Origin of the sequence: Psychrobacter pasteurii (assembly GCF_900162815.1) — a bacterium.
GTDB classification, from domain to species: Bacteria; Pseudomonadota; Gammaproteobacteria; order Pseudomonadales; family Moraxellaceae; genus Psychrobacter; species Psychrobacter pasteurii.
Map to the genome: position 1 here is coordinate 68714 of NZ_FUGD01000065.1, position 17861 is coordinate 86574.

Below are 17861 nucleotides of genomic sequence, written 5' to 3' on the forward strand. Positions count from 1 at the left end.
TAAGATAAGTACTAAGCTTAATGTTTCAAAGCTTGATCAATAGCCGTAGCAAAAGCTTCAATATCATCTGGATTACGCGAGGTGATCAAGTTACCTTCTTGTTGTACCTGCTTATCCACAAAGGTACCACCCGCATTTTCAATGTCTGTTTGTAGAGTATGATAAGCAGTTAAACTCTTCCCCTTCACTAAGCCTGAATTAATTAGTAGCCAAGGGGCGTGACAAATAGCTGCAACGATTTTATTGTTATCGTAAAAGCTTTTAACAAAATCTTGGGCCGCTTTATCGACACGAATGGTGTCTGCATTGACTGTGCCACCGGGCAAAACAACGGCTGCGTAATCTTCAGCATTGGCTTCACTGAGAAATAGGTCCGCAGTAAAGGTATCAGCTTTATCAACATCACCTTCCATGCCCTGGACTTGTTTTTTGTCATTGGTAGTAATTAATACGGTTTCATGACCTTTGTCTTTTAACAAACGATCCACTTCTTCGTATTCTGACTGTTCAAAGTGTGAATTTAGTAAAAATGCAATTTTTGTACTCATTATCAAACACTCCATTCTTTTACTTTTAAAATGTTTAGGTATCTCTTTGACTTCCTCCCCTCGCTAAACCGAGGGGATTCCTACATCTAGACGGTCAAGCCCGACCGCGAGGATGTTCTTAGCAGCATTGATATCTCTATCATGCCATATGCCACACTCAGCACAAGCCCATCCTCTTATTCGCAAGCCTGCTCTACCTTTCGGACTACTGTCACTTATTTCAAGGCAGTACGAGCAGGTCTGGGTAGTGTAACTCTCATTTACGATCTCAAACTGACAACCTGCATGCTTGCATTTGTATTCCAGTTGTCGTTTAAGTTCAAACCAACCTGCATCGTATGTTGATTTAGCGAGGTTGGTTTTTTTAGTTGTAAATGAGCGTGACTTAACATCACCAACCACAATCAAGGCATTGTCTTTAACAAGCTTGGTGGTGAATTTATGAATTAAGTCTAATCTTGTATTTTTTATTTTGGCATGGATTGCTTTGACATGCTTTTTATTCTTAGCACGCTGGGCTACTGCTAATTTATTCGCCCATTTTTGGGTTTGCTTAATAGTTAGCTTGTCGCCATTTGAGGTACTTGTAAGGTCTGACTGTGTAATCCTAAATACTCGCCACTTCCTTTGGTGTACTCACTTAGATCATAAGCACTAAAAAACTTACCTGTACGTTTTAGATGCTCAAAACTTAACGCATTAACATAGTTCCACACGAGGTTTGCTGAACCGCTTATCTGATTCAGCTCTTTTATGTGCTTGTCTTTAATGCGTAGTTTGAGGGTTTTCATATCTTTAGTATGGCAAGTTTAATTTTGACTTACAACTCTTTAACGACTTCTTACGACAGTGTGTGTCGCCTTATATCCACCCCCTGAAGTGGGTGGTTTTACGGCGACTGGTGATAACTAGGCTACACTCTTCATTTTTATGGTTATCGTTCTTCTATATATAGTTGTGAGATATCAGAACACTTTTTTTATAATTAATTTTTTTATAGTTAGCTTCTACTATTGACTATTATTATTAGTAATTTTTTAATTAGTAATTATTTTTCTTTTTTGATTTTTTAATTTTGATTTAATACTTATTGTCCTTGTTTATTGGGTTCCCTTCCTAGGCTCACTATTTAGACTACAAGCTTCTTAGTCACTGTGAAAGATACCTGTTGCAAGTAAATGTGTGGATTTGTGAAGTGTGTAGCTGCTGAGTAACTTGAAAACAGAACTTAATTTTTCCATCTATCCTTTATAAATGCATAAAAAACCCATATCATTCAATATGATATGGGCTTTCTAAAAGCTAATTTTACTGGCAAACAGGCTAATTAGGCAAGCAAGCTAATTAAGGTAACAATTATCTTTGAATCATTTTCTTAGGTTGTAAACGGCCATTAAGCTGTAGCTGACCTAACCCTAAAAAAGCGCCTTCAGTATTAAACAACCTAATACCACAGCTTCTTTCAGCTTCTGCTTCTTCACTGTCTAAGCTTTGACCTTTAGCAAGCTTCGTAGTCAAATACTCTATCAACGCTTCATCAAGCTGCGGTTTAACATTAAGTCGCTGACCCATTAGCAAACGTTCACATTGCTCATTAGTCACTACCAGAGAGCTTACCCCACTAATACAAGCATCAATGTCTTGTAACTGAGCCATGCGCAGCTCATGTGTTTGCTCTTCAAGTTCATCAAGACCAATGGCATGCTTAATATCAAAATGACCCACTTGAGTACGGCGCAAAGCCGTAAGATGTCCCACAGTGCCCAAAGCCTGAGCAATGTCTTCTCCCAATACCCGTACGTAAGTGCCTTTAGAACACGTTACGTTTAATAGTAACTCGTCTTCTGCCTTGCCCTGCTTTAAAGTCAGCTGTTTAATAGTAATGGTACGCGCGTCACGCTCAACCTCGATACCTGCACGGGCATACTCATACAGCTTCTTTCCCTCTTTTTTTAGGGCAGAATACATAGGAGGTACTTGGTTAATATCTCCTAAAAACTGATTCGTTACCTGTGCCAAATCTTCTTCAGAGATTGCGGGAATCTCTTTTTCGGCAATGGTTTGCCCTTCAGCATCACCAGTATCCGTTTGTACCCCTAACTTAATAGTGGCTTGATAGGCCTTGTCTGCATCAAGCTGATAATGGCTAAACTTAGTTGCTTCACCCAAGCATACGGGCAATAACCCTGTGGCCATAGGATCAAGCGTCCCCGTATGACCTGCCTTTCTACTGTCATGCACAGGTGATTTAAGCAAATACTTCACCTTAGAGACCACCTGCTGAGAAGTCAATCCCTTGGGCTTATCAATCAAAATAACGCCTGATACTTTACTCTTCTGGCCTTTATTTGAAGATATAGCTGACTGAGGTGAGTTAGCTGCACTATTTATAGTCATCGGTATCTACTACTTATTTAAATTAAGCCCAAATTATTTAAGCTAAGCTCAAAGTTCAGGATAGGCTAACCATTACAGTGCTGAGTTACTATCGTCTTCGCCATTATCATCGTTATCGACATTGGCTTCAGTTTTCTCAGTCTTAGTCACTGCTTTATTGATTAGGTCCATCATGTAGTTACCGCGGGCGGTTACTTCATCGTAATGGAATCTTAAGCGTGGTGTGGTGCGAGTCTTAAGGCTGTGACTTAATTCAGTGCGTAAAAACCCTGCTGCTTTATTAAGAACTTGCAAGCTGGCTTCGTGACTGTGCTTACTCATCGCATCATTTAGCTCTGGCTCCATCACGGTCACATAGATATCAGCATAGCCCAAATCCGAGCTTACTTTGACACTAGAGATGGTAACAAAACCTGTTAAACGGGGATCATTGATCTCATCACGAATAAGAACAGCTAGTTCACGCTGAATTTGATCACCCAGGCGTTGTAAACGTTGGTTCATGGTTATTCCTTTTAATGGTGCTATTAAAGTCAGCCTAACACTCATACTTAGCACTACCTAGGGCAGCTTTGAGTGAGCTTGAGTCATAAAAAACAAAAAAAGACCTAACAGGATGACCTGATAGGTCTTTGATAACTACTTTTAATAATTAGATAGTACGCTGAATCTCTTGGATTTCAAAGACTTCAATCTTATCGCCCACTTCAACATCATAGCCGCGAACCGCAAGACCACACTCCATACCAGAGCGTACTTCGTTCACGTCATCTTTGTAGCGACGTAGCGACTGAAGTTGGCCGGTGAAGACCACTTTGTCATCACGTAATACGCGGATAGACTTGTTGCGATAGATAGTGCCTTCAACCACCATACAACCGGCAGCTGCACCAAACTTACTAGAACGGAACACGTCACGTACTTCAGCAATACCCAAGATTTTCTCGCGATGTTCAGGAGACAACATACCGCTCATGGCTGCCTTAACATCATCGATTAGACCGTAGATTACGCTGTAGTAACGAATATCGATACCCGCTTCATCTGCTTTACGCTTGGCCGCATTATCAGCACGAACGTTAAAGCCTAGTAATACCGCTTCACTTGACTCAGCTAAAGTAACATCAGATTCTGCGATTGGACCAACACCTGAGCTAATTACTTTCACTTTCACTTCGTCAGTAGACAGCTCATTTAAAGCAGCCAATAGCGCTTCTAATGTACCGCGTACGTCTGTCTTCAAGATGATGTTTAAGAAAGACAAGTCGTCTTGACCCATCTGTTCGAACATACTCTCAAGACGCATCTTGTTCTGACGCTCAAGTTGTTGCTCACGCTCACGGTTTGCACGGAATTCAGCCACTTCACGGGCTTTTTTCTCATCTGATACGACAAGGAATTCACTACCCGCTGCTGGTGTATCTGGTAAACCTAAAATCTCTACTGGGATTGAAGGACCGGCAGTTTTAACACGCTTACCAGTCTCATCAGTCATGGCACGTACTTTACCGTAGAACTCACCCGCTAATACTAGGTCGCCTTGGTTTAGAGTACCTTTCTTAACTAGAACGCTAGCAACCGCACCACGGCCTTTCTCTAGACGTGATTCAATAACCACACCTTGAGCCGCACCTTCAGTTGGTGCTTCAAGCTCCATAAGCTCAGCTTGTAGGTTAACCAGTTCTAATAACTCGTCGATACCTTCGCCAGTCTTAGCAGAGATTTTCGCCATTGGAACGTCACCGCCCCAAGCTTCAGTTACCACTTCTTTAGTGGTCAACTCGTTTAGAACACGGTCAGGATCAGCTGTGTTCTTATCCATCTTGTTGATAGCAACAATGATTGGCGTACCAGAAGCACGAGCGTGGTCGATAGCCTCTTCAGTCTGTGGCATCATGCCATCGTCCGCCGCTACTACTAGAATAACGATGTCCGTTGCTTGTGCACCACGTGAACGCATAGCGGTAAACGCTGCGTGACCTGGAGTATCTAAGAAAGTAATTACGCCACGTTCAGTTTTCACATGATAAGCACCGATATGCTGAGTAATACCACCGGCTTCGCCTGGGGCTACTTTGGTTTCACGGATTTTATCTAGTAAAGAAGTCTTACCATGGTCAACGTGACCCATAATAGTCACTACTGGTGGACGAGTCTGAATGTTACTGCTGCGCTCTTCTACCGCTTCTTGTAAGTCGTCTTCAACTTTGGTGTCGCTAACTAGAACTGGGTTATGTCCCATTTCTTCAACGATTAAGCTGGCTGTGGCCTGATCAATAGCTTCATCAGCACCAACAATCTCACCCATTTTCATAAGTAACTTAGTTACTTCACGGGCTTTAACTGCCATACGCTGAGCCAAATCAGAAACAACGATTTGTTCGCCGATTTCCACATCATGGACAATCTTCTCAACCGGCTTCTCAAACTTATGCTGAGAGGCTTGTGAAGATTTTAAGCCATGCTTACGGTTGCGAATTTCACGCTCTTCTTGACCTTTACGGCGACGGCCACGAGTGGCTGTGCCTGAAGAACCGCGTTTAATTTCGCGACGTTCTTTTTCAAAAGACTCTTCTAGAGCTTCGCCCACTAGACCTTCAGCCAATGGCTCGTCTTTGCGAACTTCAGCAACAGGCTCTTTATCGCTGTATTTACCAGCCATTTTGCGCATTTGCTCAAGAGTTTTCTTCTGAGCTTCTTCTGCTTGCTTACGGCGGGTTTCAGCTTCGATTCTGCGTAGACGCTCTTCTTCAGCTTCACGGGCTTCACGCGCTTTGCGTTCTGCTTCTGTTTCAACTTTTGGCTTAGTAGCGGCCACTTTTTTCTTAGGCGCTTCTTTCGCTGCAGCGGCAGCTTTACTGCCTTTTTTCACTACAACAGTAGAAACTTCATCTTTTTTGTCATCAGATGAGCTACCGCCACCTAAGTTAGCACGCATTGCGGCTAGTGTGGCTGCTTGACGCTCTTCTGCTTCTTTTTTCGCCTGTTCGCGTTTTTTGGCTTCTTCTTCAGCGCGTTGCTTCGCTTCTAAAGCTGCTTTTTCACGAGCAGCAATTTCTTCAGCCAATTTGTTTGGATCAGGCTTTTCAAATACTTTTTTCTTACGAACTTCAACATTAACGCTTTTTGACTTGCCCGAAGAGCCAGTCACGCGAGCGGTACTAGTCGTTTTAGATTTTAGGCTAATACGACGCTTTTCTTTTTGTCCGTGTGATTGCTTCAGGAAAGCTACTAGCTGTTCTTGCTCAAGCTCGGTGACCAGGTCATCCTCGCCACGAGCAGGCAGCCCAGCGTCAGTCAGTTGCTTCTGTACTTCACTGACTGATTTGCTTACCATGTCTGCTAATTCTTTGACGGTCTTATCTGCCATTTATAGTCACCTATTTATTATTCTTCATTAAACCAAGATTCACGTGCCTTCATGATTAGTTCACCGGCAGTTTTATCATCAAGACCTTCAATGTCTTCAAGATCAAATACTGCTTGTTCTGCTAAATCATCTAACGTGATGATGTCACGTTGAGCCAGCTTATACGCCCAGTCGGTCGTCATGCCGTCCATTGTGAGCAACTCTTTGCTTGGCTCTTTCATATTTTGCTGTTTAACCAGTTCATCAGCAATGACTACTTCTTTTGCACGCTCTTGAATCATTTCAATCGCGTCGTCGTCAAGACCTTCGATGTCATAGAAAGTCTCAGCAGGCACATAAGCCACTTCTTCAATACTGGTAAAGCCCACATCTACTAACGCTTGAGCTAAGTCTTCATCTACTTCTAGACGATTATAGAACAGCTCAAGATAAGCTTTTGTTTCATTCTGTTGACGCTCTAGGTACTCTTCCTCAAGCATCATATTTAATTTGTAACCGGTCAACTCTGAAGCCAAACGTACGTTTTGACCTTGGGCGCCGATAGCGCGAGCCAACTGATCGTTGGCAGTAAAGATGATGTCGGCAGTCTTTGCGTCTTCATCTAGAATAATACTGTTAACATCGGCAGGCTCTAAAGCACTGATAATATACTGTGCAGGATCATCAGACCATACGATAACATCAATACGCTCACCATCTAGCTCAGACTGTACAGCTTGGATACGTGTACCACGCATACCAATACAGGCACCAACAGGATCGATGCGATGATCATTGGTCTTAACTGATATTTTAGCACGAACACCAGGCTGACGGGCCACATCACGAATTTCGATGATTTGTTCGTTAATCTCAGGAACTTCTTTATTCATCAGCGCCACTAGCATGTCTGGGCTAGTACGTGATAATAACAATTGAGCACCGCGGTTATCGCGATTCACATGGTATAGGATAGCATTAATACGAGACTTAACGCGTAATTGTTCACGAGGTAACATTTGATCGCGAGATAAATACCCTTCGGCATTGTCCCCTAGATCAATAATGTAGCCATCACGAGTTTGCTTTTTCACTTCGCCATACATCATCTCGCCAATTCTAGGCTCGAAGGCATCCGCAGTTAAAGCACGCTCAGCTTCACGAATCTTTTGGATGATAACTTGCTTAGCTTGAGTGGCGGCAATACGACCAAACTCGATAGATTCGATTTGCTCTTCTTTAATGTCACCGATAGACCATTCATTTTCATCAAGGTCACTGATGGCTAACTGACAAGCAGGCATCTCGTGGTCTTCATCAGCCACGACGGTCCAATAGCGATACGTATCATAGTCACCGGTTTCACGGTCAATTTCAACACGTACAGCCACTTCAGGTTGTTCGGTATAGACTCTTTTTTTAGTAGAAACTACCAAAGCCTCTTCGATTGCTTCGAAGATATCTTCTGGATTTAGGCCTTTCTCGTTACTGACGGTTTCTACTACCGTTAAAATTTCTCGACTCATTACACACCTATCCTCGCCTACTTATCATTTAAAGTAGCAAAAAATTATTAAATTTATTTTTTTATCTTAGGCCTAAAAGCTGTGATGTTTAAGTTCATTCAAAACGCTGCTTACTATTATCTATTATCCAAACCTAAATTAATATATAAGGCTGGTTAACAGCTAACAGTAATTGACCGGATCAAATCAAGTTAAATAAATAGTAAGCTTTAGATCAACTTATATGCCAAGATTACAAATCTTGATAGATTAAATTTGCTTTATCAATGTTATCAAGGGCAATATCGAACTGCTCGCCTTCGGGTGTGACTACAGATAATTGTTTATCGCCTAATTGTTCAAGCTTACCCGTCACTTTACGACGTTTTGAGCTTCCCACGCCAACCGCTTGAATCAAACGCAAATTAAGGGTTTGACCCAAATAGTCCGACATCTGCTCAGGGGCAAAGAAAGGTCTATCAAGACCTGGAGAGGAAACTTCAAGGACATATTCGCCTGCAATAGGATCATGCACTTCAAGCACACCACTAACTTGGTGAGTTACCGCTGCACAGTCTTCAATAGTGACCTGCTTATCGGCTGCTTTATCTTCTGGCAAGGATTCAATATATATGCGTAATAGTGAACGCCCACCTTGCGGTAAGAATTCCACACCCCATAGCGCTACATCACAAGCAGCAACAGCTGGAGCAATAATGTCGGTTAACTGAGTGACTTTATTAGATAACTTCATGACTTGTTTTTTAGTCCATAAATAGAAGTATCTATTATAAATGCATATTATGACTATTAGGCAATATTAAAAATAACAGATACAAAAAAACCCACAAACAAAATGGTGGGTTAAATAAAAAGTAAGATTGAAATAAAAAATGGTAGCGGGGGCTGGATTTGAACCAACGACCTTCGGGTTATGAGCCCGACGAGCTACCAGACTGCTCCACCCCGCATCAATCTAGGCTGACTATTATATGTAAAGTTAAAAGAGTTGTCAAGCATTAAAACAATTTAAATTTAAATACTTAGTATCACTCTATAAATCACTAAACTTATAGTCTTACCTTTACTACTTTGTCCCTTGGCTGGCCAATAGCGGCTGCCCTAGTGCCAAATGAAGTGACCATGATATAGATAACTTATAGCATAGTCAATAACATTGTATTGGTGCGATTGGAGGGACTTGAACCCTCACAGCTTGCGCCACCACCCCCTCAAGATGGCGTGTCTACCAATTCCACCACAATCGCGTTTTCTAATTTGTCATACACTTCAGGGCTAATTAGCTTACTAGGGATAATCCTAGTGTTAATCTAACCCTTATTGAGGATAAAAGGAGATTAACTGAATTGAACGCCTTGAAGGATTAATAATTATTCTAAATTAGGTCGCACATTCTACTCGTCTTTAACTTAGGGTGCAACCCATTTCAAAAGTAGCAACCACAGTATCATTAATAGATTATCCTTAATAAATAAGGAACTTCTAAATACTAAGGCTAGCTTTACTCTGCTGGTTCAGGTGCTGGCTGTGAATTGGTCACCGGAACTTGTGAAACGGCAGGCACATCTAGCTGATACTGACCTTCCGCTTGCTTACGCGCATGAACCGCAAGCGTTAAACTGGTGCTAAAGAAGATAACGGCCAATACCGCAGTCGCACGGGTTAAAAAGTTAGCACTACCTGCAGCGCCAAAAACCGTACCTGACGCGCCTGCCCCAAAAGAAGCACCCGCATCAGCCCCTTTACCGTGTTGAATTAAAATCAACCCAATCATGGCAATAGCAACAATAATATGAATGGCTAGAATAATGTTAAACATGCTTTGCCTTACTTAATCTTAAGAGTTAAAAGACGAGAAAATTTCTATAGGATTGTAATTATAACAACCAGCTTTACTAACTAAAACTGGTATACAGAGTCGCTACTAATCCACAGCGTAATTTATTTAGAAAATTATTTATAAAGTTATTTAGAAAATGCTTTAGCAATGTCAAGGAAGCTGTCTGCTTTTAAAGCAGCACCACCAACCAACACCCCATTAATCTGTTCTGAGGCTGCAAAGTCTTGAGCATTTTCAGGCTTAACACTTCCGCCATACAGCACAGGGGTCTTTGCCAAGGTGGCGTCAAAAGACTGTAGACGCTCACGAATAAACTTGTGAACCTCTGTTACTTCCTCAACACTTGGCACTTTACCGGTACCAATGGCCCAAACTGGCTCATACGCAATAATCAATTTATTGGCAATATAATCGGCATCAGCAGCCTCTGACTGTTTTAAGAAGTCAGCGATCACGGTCAGTTGGTCTGCCAATACTTGAGTCGTGTTGCCTGCCTCGAAGTCTGCTTCTGACTCACCAATACATAGGATAACGCCTAGGCCTTGAGCGGCTGAGTGACTCATCTTCTTTAATAAGGTGTCATTGTCTTCATTATAGTACTGACGACGCTCAGAGTGACCAATAATGGCCCACTGTACGCCTAAGTCTTGTAGCTGCTCTGCAGACACATCGCCTGTATAGGCCCCAGATTGTGCTGATAAAGCTGATACATCTTGACAGGCCAAGTCGATAGCTGCAGATTTTGTACGCAGCGTATTTTCAACTTGAGACAAATGCAATAAGCTTGGCGCCACCATGATGTGGCAGCTTTGTAGGGCATTACTTTGAGCGTCTACACCATCTACTAAATCATCTACTAAGGCTTGCACTGCACTAGCTGAGGCAGGATTTAGCTTCCAATTACCGACAACCCAAGACTTCATAAAACACTCTCAATAAAAGAAATTCAACTTATTAACCAACGACTCACGTAATAAGCGCTTAATAACATACCGCTTACTAGCAAACAGACATTGGCCAGCGTAAAAATATGATAGCCCTATATTATATCATAGTCTCATACAACTGATTTAGCCATTATTGTTTTAGAGCTACAATTTGTAAAATTTCACACACAATTAAGCCAGGCTAATCCCATTTAATCCTTGTGAATGCGTTAAAAATAAGGTTTACTAAAAAACCGCTTTTTTGTCTGAAACTCCATCGCACTTATTGTCAGGCAGGCACCCCACCCACAAGGATGCTCCATGCCCGACTCAAGCGTTTCTAATAATACCTCTATTAATAGCCCTTCTTTTAATACTGCAGCTTCAAAAGCCTCACCCACGGCAGTGAAACTAACCGCTTTTGATAATGATCCTGTGGTTAAGCTAGTCAACTCACTGCTGATAGAGGCCGTACAGCTTGGGGCTTCAGACTTACATTTCGAGCCTTATGAGCAGTCGTATCGGGTACGCTTTCGTATCGACGGTATGCTAAAGCAAATGACCACACTCTTGCCCCCTTTAATTGCTAAAGTATCTGCTCGCCTAAAAATCATGGCGCAAATGGATATCTCTGAACGCAGACTGCCGCAAGATGGTCGTATCAAATTGATAACCGCCGACAATAACATCCTCGATTATAGGGTCAGCGCCATACCTACCCTATTTGGTGAAAAAATCGTGCTACGTGTTATTGATTCGGCAGCTTCCATAGTGAGTGTTGATGAATTGGGGTTTGAGCCCGATCAACAACAAGCTTTTTTACAAGCTCTACACCAGCCACAAGGCATTGTACTTATCACGGGCCCTACCGGCTCTGGTAAAACCTTATCCTTATATACTGGGCTGAAGCTGCTAAATACCGAAACTACCAATATTTCTACTGTTGAAGATCCGGTAGAGATTAGTCTATCCGGAGTAAATCAGGTTAGCATCAACCCTAAGATAGGCTTAAGCTTTGATTCAGCGCTGAAGTCTTTTTTGCGTCAAGATCCAGATGTGGTAGTGATTGGTGAAATTCGTGATTTAGAGACCGCCGATACCGCTATTCGAGCGGCTCAAACTGGACATTTGGTACTATCAACTTTACACACCAATTCAGCTACCGAAACTCTAGCCCGCTTACATCACATGGGCATTGCCCACTTTAATATCGCCACCGCTATCAGCTTGGTAGTGGCTCAGCGCCTAGCCAGACGGTTATGTGTCCACTGCAAAAAACTCGTCGAAGTGCCAAGCCACAGTCTGTTGCAGATGGGGGTTTTAACACCTGACGCTAACTTAAGAAAGCCTGCTGTTTATGAAGCAGTCGGCTGTAAGCACTGTACAGAGGGCTATAAAGGTCGAGTGGGTATCTTTGAAGTGTTGTCTGTAACAGAGGAGTTGGCCGAGCTAATCATGCAAGGGGGTAACGCTTTACAGATTAAAGCGTTGGCCGAGGAGCAAGGATTTTATGATTTAAAACGATCTGCGCTATTAAAAGTGCAGCAGGGACTTGTCAGCATTCAAGAAATGAACCGGGTTATTGTAAATTAGCCCCCAGACCACGGCTAAAGCTCAATCAGAACCCAGCTCTTCAAGCGGTAAATAAGGACAAGCGGTGAAACCTGCAAAAAAGACGCCTTCATTTAACTTTGTGTATCATGGCACAGATAATCAAGGGCAAAATATAACAGGAGAGTTGACCAGCAGCAGCCTACCTATTGCTAAGGCACAACTGCGTAAGCAAGGCGTTGTGCTCAATCGAATTCGCCGTAAATCCAAGCCACTTATTACCTGGCATAGAGTTACTTGGCATAGAAAAATAAAGCCGTTAGATATTGCCATATTTGCCCGCCAGCTGGCCACTATGACCAAAGCAGGGATTCCTTTACTACAAGCCTTGAGCATTATTATTGAGTCCTTGACCAAGCCTAGCATGATTGAGTTGGTCAATGCCGTTAAGCTGAGTGTGGAATCAGGCACTCCACTTGCTACCGCTCTAAATCAACATCCAAAGCAGTTTGACAGTTTGTTTTGTGCCTTGATTGAGGCCGGCGAATATTCAGGCTCATTGGACATTATGTTGGAACGCATTGCCACCTATAAAGAAAAAAGCGAGCACTTAAAAAGTAAAATAAAAAAGGCCATGAAATACCCTATTGCAGTCATTGCTGTGGCACTGGTAGTCAGCCTGATTTTATTATTAAAAGTAGTCCCAGTATTTAGCGACTTATTTGAATCCTTTGGCTCTGAATTACCTGCTTTCACCCAGTTTGTGGTCTCAATATCTAAAGTACTACAACAATGGTGGGGACTGTTATTGGTACTCATGATATCAGCGATCGTTGGCTTTTTTCATGCCAAAAACAACAGTACCAAGTTTGTCGGCTTTATAGATCGCGCCCTATTAAAACTGCCCATCGTTGGACCTATCACCTATCAAGCAATTATTGCTAGGTTTTCTCGCACCTTAGCCACCACTTATTCTGCCGGTGTGCCATTGCTACAAACCTTGGATTCTACTGCAGCGGCAACAGACAATCAGTTGTATTATCAAGCCACCCAACAAATCAAACAAGACGTTGCCACCGGTCAGCCCTTAAACGCTGCCATGCGTAGCAGCCAATTATTCCCAACGTTAGCCATCCAAATGGTGAGTATTGGCGAACAATCAGGGTGTTTGGATGAAATGTTGGATAAAGTGGCCGTATACTACGAAAATGAAGTGGATAATGCGGTTGAAGGACTAACCAGTTTAATGGAGCCCATCATCATGGTGATTTTGGGATTATTAATAGGGGGCTTGGTCATTGCTATGTATCTGCCTATCTTTCAACTTGGGTCAGTGATTGGCTAGGCAACAAAGCGCTTAGCGATTGAATGCTGATTTACTTTATTATGATTTACAGTCTTTTTTTAGTCACTTTTTACAGGCTATCTCATGCAAGTTTGGCAGTTTATTGAAACCCTCCAACACAATTTACCCACAGCCCTGATTTTCTTTGGGGTGATCGGACTGTGTATCGGTAGTTTTTTGAATGTGCTGATTTATCGCACCCCAAAGATTATGATGCAGCAGTGGCGTGTGGGCTCAGTTCAACTGCTGCGATCTCAGCCAGACATTAACCCTCATTTATTAGACCCTGTGGCGCAAATTGTCGTGCAAGACCCGCCTTTATCTTTATCTAGACCCGCCTCGCATTGTCCTTGCTGCAATCAGCCGCTGCGTTGGTATCACAATATCCCCTTATTAAGCTGGATAGCTCTAGGCGGTAAGTGCTCTGGCTGTGGCCACAAAATTCACTGGCGTTATCCCTTGGTCGAGATAATCACAGCCCTTGTCTCCATGTTAGTCATTTATCGACTTGGAGTCAGCGCACAGGGACTGTTTGCTTTGCTTTTGGTATGGACTCTAATTGCGCTGGCCGGTATTGACTTTATCAGTCAGTATTTGCCCGACAAGCTAACTTTCCCTTTGATGGCATTGGGTCTGGCAGTAAATAGCTATTCGGTATTCGCAGCGCCCTCTGAAGCCATTTGGGGCATGCTCTTGGGCTATTTAAGCTTATGGATTGTGGTCAAGATATTTTATATTTTTACTAAAAAACAGGGGATGGGAGAAGGTGATTTTAAGCTCTTAGCAGCCCTAGGTGCTTGGTTAGGCCCCCTACTTCTGCCATTTATCATCTTGCTATCTTCGCTTCTCGGTTCTATCATTGGTATTATTTTAATGCGCAAGCGAGCCAAAAGTCGTCCTTTTGCCTTTGGCCCCTACCTAGCTATCGCAGGTATCGTCGCCCTACTTTATGGGGATTCGCTTATGCAGTGGTATCTTCACTAACCAATTCCAATAGCGACTTGTATTTCACTACAGTTCGGTAACTGCCCCGTTGATATTAAGCACACTAATTCATACAAAGAAATTCTCAGAACATGATAATTTTATCAGTTATATATTTTTTATAACTTAATTTTGAGCACAAAGCCGAAGCTAAGCGCAATGTCCGGTAATAGTGCACTGCCCAGACTCAAGTCAGCTACTGTCTTCTTCTCCGTTTAACCCTCTAAAGCGCGTGTTTTAAGGTATTGATATGACATATGATAATCACATCCACTCAAACCCTGATGATATTCAACATGAGCACGAAATTGATCCTCCACAAAAGTTTCAAACTTTTTATGTAGATACCCCCATTATCGGTTTAACAGGTGGCATTGGCAGTGGCAAGACTGCTGTATCCGACTGGTTCGCAGCGAAAGGGATAGATGTGGTAGATGCAGATGTGGTCGGGCATCAAATCATGAAAAAAGGCAGCCCTGCCCTCCAAAAGTTGGTCGAAGCCTTTGGAGACTGGGTGCTAGATGAGTCAGGGGAAATGAATCGCCGTGCCGTTCGTGAACACGTCTTTGAAAACAACAAAGCCTTATTAACCTTAGAGTCCATCACTCACCCCGCCATTCGTCAAGAAATCAAAAACCAACTTAGCCAGATAAAATCACCGTACGCTATCCTATCCGCTCCTTTACTATTAGAAAGCTATGAAGCAGGGCTTGTGTCGTTGTGCGACAGAGTCTTAGTAGTGGATGCCAGTGAGGAAACCCAACTAGAGCGTGCCAGCCGCCGAGACACTCAGAGCGTTGACAAAATCAAAGCGATTATGGCCAATCAGTTATCACGAAAAGCCAGAGTTGAGCAGGCCGATGATGTGGTGTGTAATAATGGCAATCTAGAGCAGCTGCATGCCCAGCTTGAGCCTCTACACGAAAACTATTTGGCTTTTAGAAAGCTTCCCCGCTATTAACAAAAAAAGAGCGCACTGCGCTCTTTTTTTTATTATTGATGTAGCTTATCTAACGGCTTGTCCAGGTGCTTGTCTAAGACTGGTGACGCTGACGGCTGACTTCATACAGCACCATGCCGGTGGCCACACTGACGTTCAAGCTCTGTAATGAGCCGTGTTTGTTTCCAGTCATAGGGATATAAACCAGCTCATCACAGCGCTCAGTGGTCAGACGGCGCATGCCTTCACCCTCTGAGCCCATAATAATTGCCACCTTCCCTTTTAAGTCCACATCCGGTAAAGCTTTGGCCGTCTCATCTAGGGCTGTACCATAAACAAATACGCCGGCTTGCTTTAAATTCTCAATGCAGCGGGCCAAGTTAGTGACTGCGATGACTGGCATAATCTCCATCGCGCCGACCGATACTTTGGCGACGGTGGGAGTTAAGCTGGCTGAATGGTGCTTAGGGCAGATAACGGCATCCACACCCATTGCCGCCGCTGTACGCAAACAAGCGCCTAAGTTATGGGCATCGGTTATTTGATCTAGTACCAAAAACAAAGCGTCTTCTGACTGTGCAAGACTGGCAATCTCACCTTCATCAGCCATGGCTAACGGACGAGCATTAAGCACCACGCCCTGATGTTGAGGGCTGCCACATAGCGCCGTTAATTTATCGCGGCTGGCTTCTTGGATACTGACACCCATTTGCTCAGCCAGTTGCAAAATCTCTTCAAAGGTAGAGTCCGCTTCATCCTGAGTAGCCGCACCCTCTTTGTGGCCACGACCTTGTTGAATAAATAACGCCATGGCGTCGGTTGGGCGATGCGACAACAAAGCATGAATAGCGTGAATGCCATAAAAATGGACGGGCTTTGCCATAAAATAACCTTTTAATTGTTTGACTTAACTGTTTAACTAATTTGTTTTATTGATTAATTTGTTTCGTTGAATAGGATTGTACTGCTTACTCGGCGTTAACGGTATCACTTTATCACTAATCTGACCAGCCATAACCAAGAAGAGCACCGTTCCGAAAAACTTACCTAACCCTACTCACATAGTTTTAGCATTTTCTTCCTGCTTCATAGACGTTTGCCGTTGTGATTACACTCAGGTCTTACATCGTCTCCACAGGCTAACACGGTGGAACTCACCGCTTTTTTTAACCCATCAGTGATGGGTTAACACTTTATCTGCATGATGCAGTATATTGATACTGGCATTGATATCTCTATCATTTGCCTGCTGACAACACGGACACTGCCATCGTCTAACTGATAAGGGCAATTCGTCTTTGGTCAGTAAGTGACCGCAATTAGAACAAGTTTTAGAGGATGGAAACCATCTATCTAACTCTTTGACGGTTTTACCGTATTGATTGGCCTTATAAACAAGCTGACGCTTAAACTCATAAAAACCTAAGTCACTGATCGCTCGACTTAGCTTACGGTTCTGCATCATGCCTTTGGTGTTTAGGTTTTCAATTGCAATAACATCATACTCATTCACCAAGCCAGTAGTAAGCTTATGTATAGCGTCTTTACGGATATTACTAATTTGCAGGTGCAATCGTGATAGCTTGGCTTTCGCTTTAGCACGATTATTACTGCCTTTTTGTTTACGGCTTAATTGACGACTCAGCCTTTTAAGCTTTTTAAGTTTCGTCTTAAGTGGCTTGGGTGCTTTGACTTTAGTACCGTCTGATAGAGTGGTTAGGTTGGTAATACCTAAGTCTACACCAGTTTGCTTACCTGTCTTTTTAGCAAGGTTTACAGCATCTATTTCAACGGCAACAGAGACAAACCATCTCCCACCTCGACTAAAGATTTTAGCTGAGAGTATTTTGCCGTCAAAGCGCAAGGCTTCACGCATACGAACCCAACCTAGGTTTGGTATGCGAATCTGTCTGCCTTTTACAGCAAACTGGTCATTAGACAGGCTAAACCTATCGTTAACGCCTTTTTTACGAAACTGTGGATACTTAGCCTCGCCCTTAAAGAAGCGCTTATAGGCATCACCTAACTGCATAATGGCAAGTTGTGGGGCACATTTCGTCACCTCAAGCATGAATGGGTACTTATCACGCTTAATGGCGTTTAATTGTTTGCGTAGTTTGCCTTGGGTGGGCTTTAGTAATTTGCTTTCATCAACGTCAATACCAATAATATGACAAGCATCACGATAGGCTTTATCTTGAGCATACTGTCGTTGCCACTGAGCTAAGCGCCCAGTTATAGGCAAGACGAGCTATACCGCAAGCCTTAGTAAAATAGGTGGCTTGCTTGTTGTTTGGATTAAGCTCAATGATATGGCCTCGTATCATTCTAAACTTGCCTTAACCGCTTCAATGATTTTTTTGTTCTTCTTACTAGGTGAACCGTAAAGTCTGGCTGAAAATACTGTGATGATCTCAAGTACGTCTTGTGCCAATTCTTCTTCAAACGATAAGTT

The 17861-nt window shown here is 42.9% G+C and carries 14 protein-coding genes, 2 tRNA genes and 3 pseudogenes; 4 read left to right on the forward strand and 15 right to left on the reverse strand.

The annotated features are described in order from the left end of the window. Nucleotides 1–17: 17 nt before the first annotated feature. The 11 genes and pseudogenes from A1232T_RS04700 to tpiA all read right to left on the reverse strand — a co-directional run bounded on the left by A1232T_RS04700 (nt 18) and on the right by tpiA (nt 10583). The gene (locus A1232T_RS04700; protein WP_077448299.1) at nt 18–548 is read right to left on the reverse strand and encodes a type 1 glutamine amidotransferase domain-containing protein; all 531 of its coding nucleotides are present in this window, start codon (nt 546–548) and stop codon (nt 18–20) included. A gap of 63 nt (nt 549–611) precedes the next feature. Continuing rightward, nucleotides 612–1339, reverse strand: a pseudogene (locus A1232T_RS04705) (RNA-guided endonuclease InsQ/TnpB family protein). Nucleotides 1340–1904: 565 nt separating this feature from the next. Then, a complete protein-coding gene (gene truB / locus A1232T_RS04710; protein WP_077448301.1) occupies nt 1905–2945 on the reverse strand; it encodes a tRNA pseudouridine(55) synthase TruB in 1041 nt (346 codons plus the stop codon). A 72-nt stretch (nt 2946–3017) separates the two neighbouring features. Then, nucleotides 3018–3449, reverse strand: coding sequence for a ribosome-binding factor A (locus A1232T_RS04715; RefSeq protein ID WP_077448303.1), 432 nt, complete (start codon nt 3447–3449; stop codon nt 3018–3020). Between the two features lie 148 nt (nt 3450–3597). Continuing rightward, nucleotides 3598–6315 (reverse strand): translation initiation factor IF-2, encoded by a 2718-nt coding sequence (gene infB, locus A1232T_RS04720; RefSeq protein ID WP_077448305.1) that lies wholly within the window; start codon nt 6313–6315, stop codon nt 3598–3600. A 17-nt stretch (nt 6316–6332) separates the two neighbouring features. Then, a complete protein-coding gene (nusA, locus tag A1232T_RS04725) occupies nt 6333–7820 on the reverse strand; it encodes a transcription termination factor NusA (protein ID WP_077448306.1) in 1488 nt (495 codons plus the stop codon). Nucleotides 7821–8052: 232 nt separating this feature from the next. After that, nucleotides 8053–8553 (reverse strand): ribosome maturation factor RimP, encoded by a 501-nt coding sequence (gene rimP, locus A1232T_RS04730; RefSeq protein WP_077448307.1) that lies wholly within the window; start codon nt 8551–8553, stop codon nt 8053–8055. A gap of 140 nt (nt 8554–8693) precedes the next feature. Continuing rightward, nucleotides 8694–8770, reverse strand: a tRNA-Met gene (locus tag A1232T_RS04735). A gap of 212 nt (nt 8771–8982) precedes the next feature. After that, nucleotides 8983–9067, reverse strand: a tRNA-Leu gene (locus tag A1232T_RS04740). 254 nt (nt 9068–9321) lie between these two features. Beyond that, on the reverse strand, nt 9322–9639 hold the full coding sequence (gene secG, locus A1232T_RS04745; RefSeq protein WP_077448308.1) for a preprotein translocase subunit SecG: 318 nt from the start codon (nt 9637–9639) through the stop codon (nt 9322–9324). 146 nt (nt 9640–9785) lie between these two features. Continuing rightward, complete coding sequence (tpiA, locus tag A1232T_RS04750) at nt 9786–10583, reverse strand: triose-phosphate isomerase (protein WP_077448310.1); 798 nt, start codon at nt 10581–10583, stop codon at nt 9786–9788. Between the two features lie 426 nt (nt 10584–11009). On the opposite strand from tpiA, the pseudogene A1232T_RS04755 reads away from it, so the two are divergent. The 4 genes and pseudogenes from A1232T_RS04755 to coaE form a co-directional block, all read left to right on the forward strand. Beyond that, a pseudogene (locus A1232T_RS04755) lies at nt 11010–12179 on the forward strand (ATPase, T2SS/T4P/T4SS family); the annotation flags it as partial. Between the two features lie 64 nt (nt 12180–12243). Further along, nucleotides 12244–13482, forward strand: coding sequence for a type II secretion system F family protein (locus tag A1232T_RS04760; protein WP_077448314.1), 1239 nt, complete (start codon nt 12244–12246; stop codon nt 13480–13482). An 84-nt stretch (nt 13483–13566) separates the two neighbouring features. Continuing rightward, entirely contained in the window at nt 13567–14466 is a 900-nt protein-coding gene (locus tag A1232T_RS04765; RefSeq protein ID WP_077448316.1) for a prepilin peptidase, read from the forward strand. A gap of 250 nt (nt 14467–14716) precedes the next feature. Continuing rightward, nucleotides 14717–15427, forward strand: coding sequence for a dephospho-CoA kinase (coaE, locus tag A1232T_RS04770; protein ID WP_077448318.1), 711 nt, complete (start codon nt 14717–14719; stop codon nt 15425–15427). A 73-nt stretch (nt 15428–15500) separates the two neighbouring features. On the opposite strand, the gene rlmB is transcribed toward coaE, so the two are convergent. From rlmB to A1232T_RS04785, 4 genes and pseudogenes are all read right to left on the reverse strand, one after another. Continuing rightward, entirely contained in the window at nt 15501–16289 is a 789-nt protein-coding gene (gene rlmB / locus A1232T_RS04775) for a 23S rRNA (guanosine(2251)-2'-O)-methyltransferase RlmB (protein WP_077448320.1), read from the reverse strand. A gap of 291 nt (nt 16290–16580) precedes the next feature. Next, a complete protein-coding gene (locus A1232T_RS04780) occupies nt 16581–17651 on the reverse strand; it encodes an RNA-guided endonuclease InsQ/TnpB family protein (RefSeq protein ID WP_244152378.1) in 1071 nt (356 codons plus the stop codon). After that, entirely contained in the window at nt 17599–17733 is a 135-nt protein-coding gene (locus A1232T_RS14355) for a helix-turn-helix domain-containing protein (RefSeq protein WP_244152379.1), read from the reverse strand. Before A1232T_RS14355 ends, A1232T_RS04780 begins: the two co-directional genes overlap by 53 nt. Further along, nucleotides 17730–17861: pseudogene (locus A1232T_RS04785) on the reverse strand (IS607 family transposase); the annotation flags it as partial. The gene A1232T_RS14355 and the pseudogene A1232T_RS04785, both read right to left, overlap by 4 nt.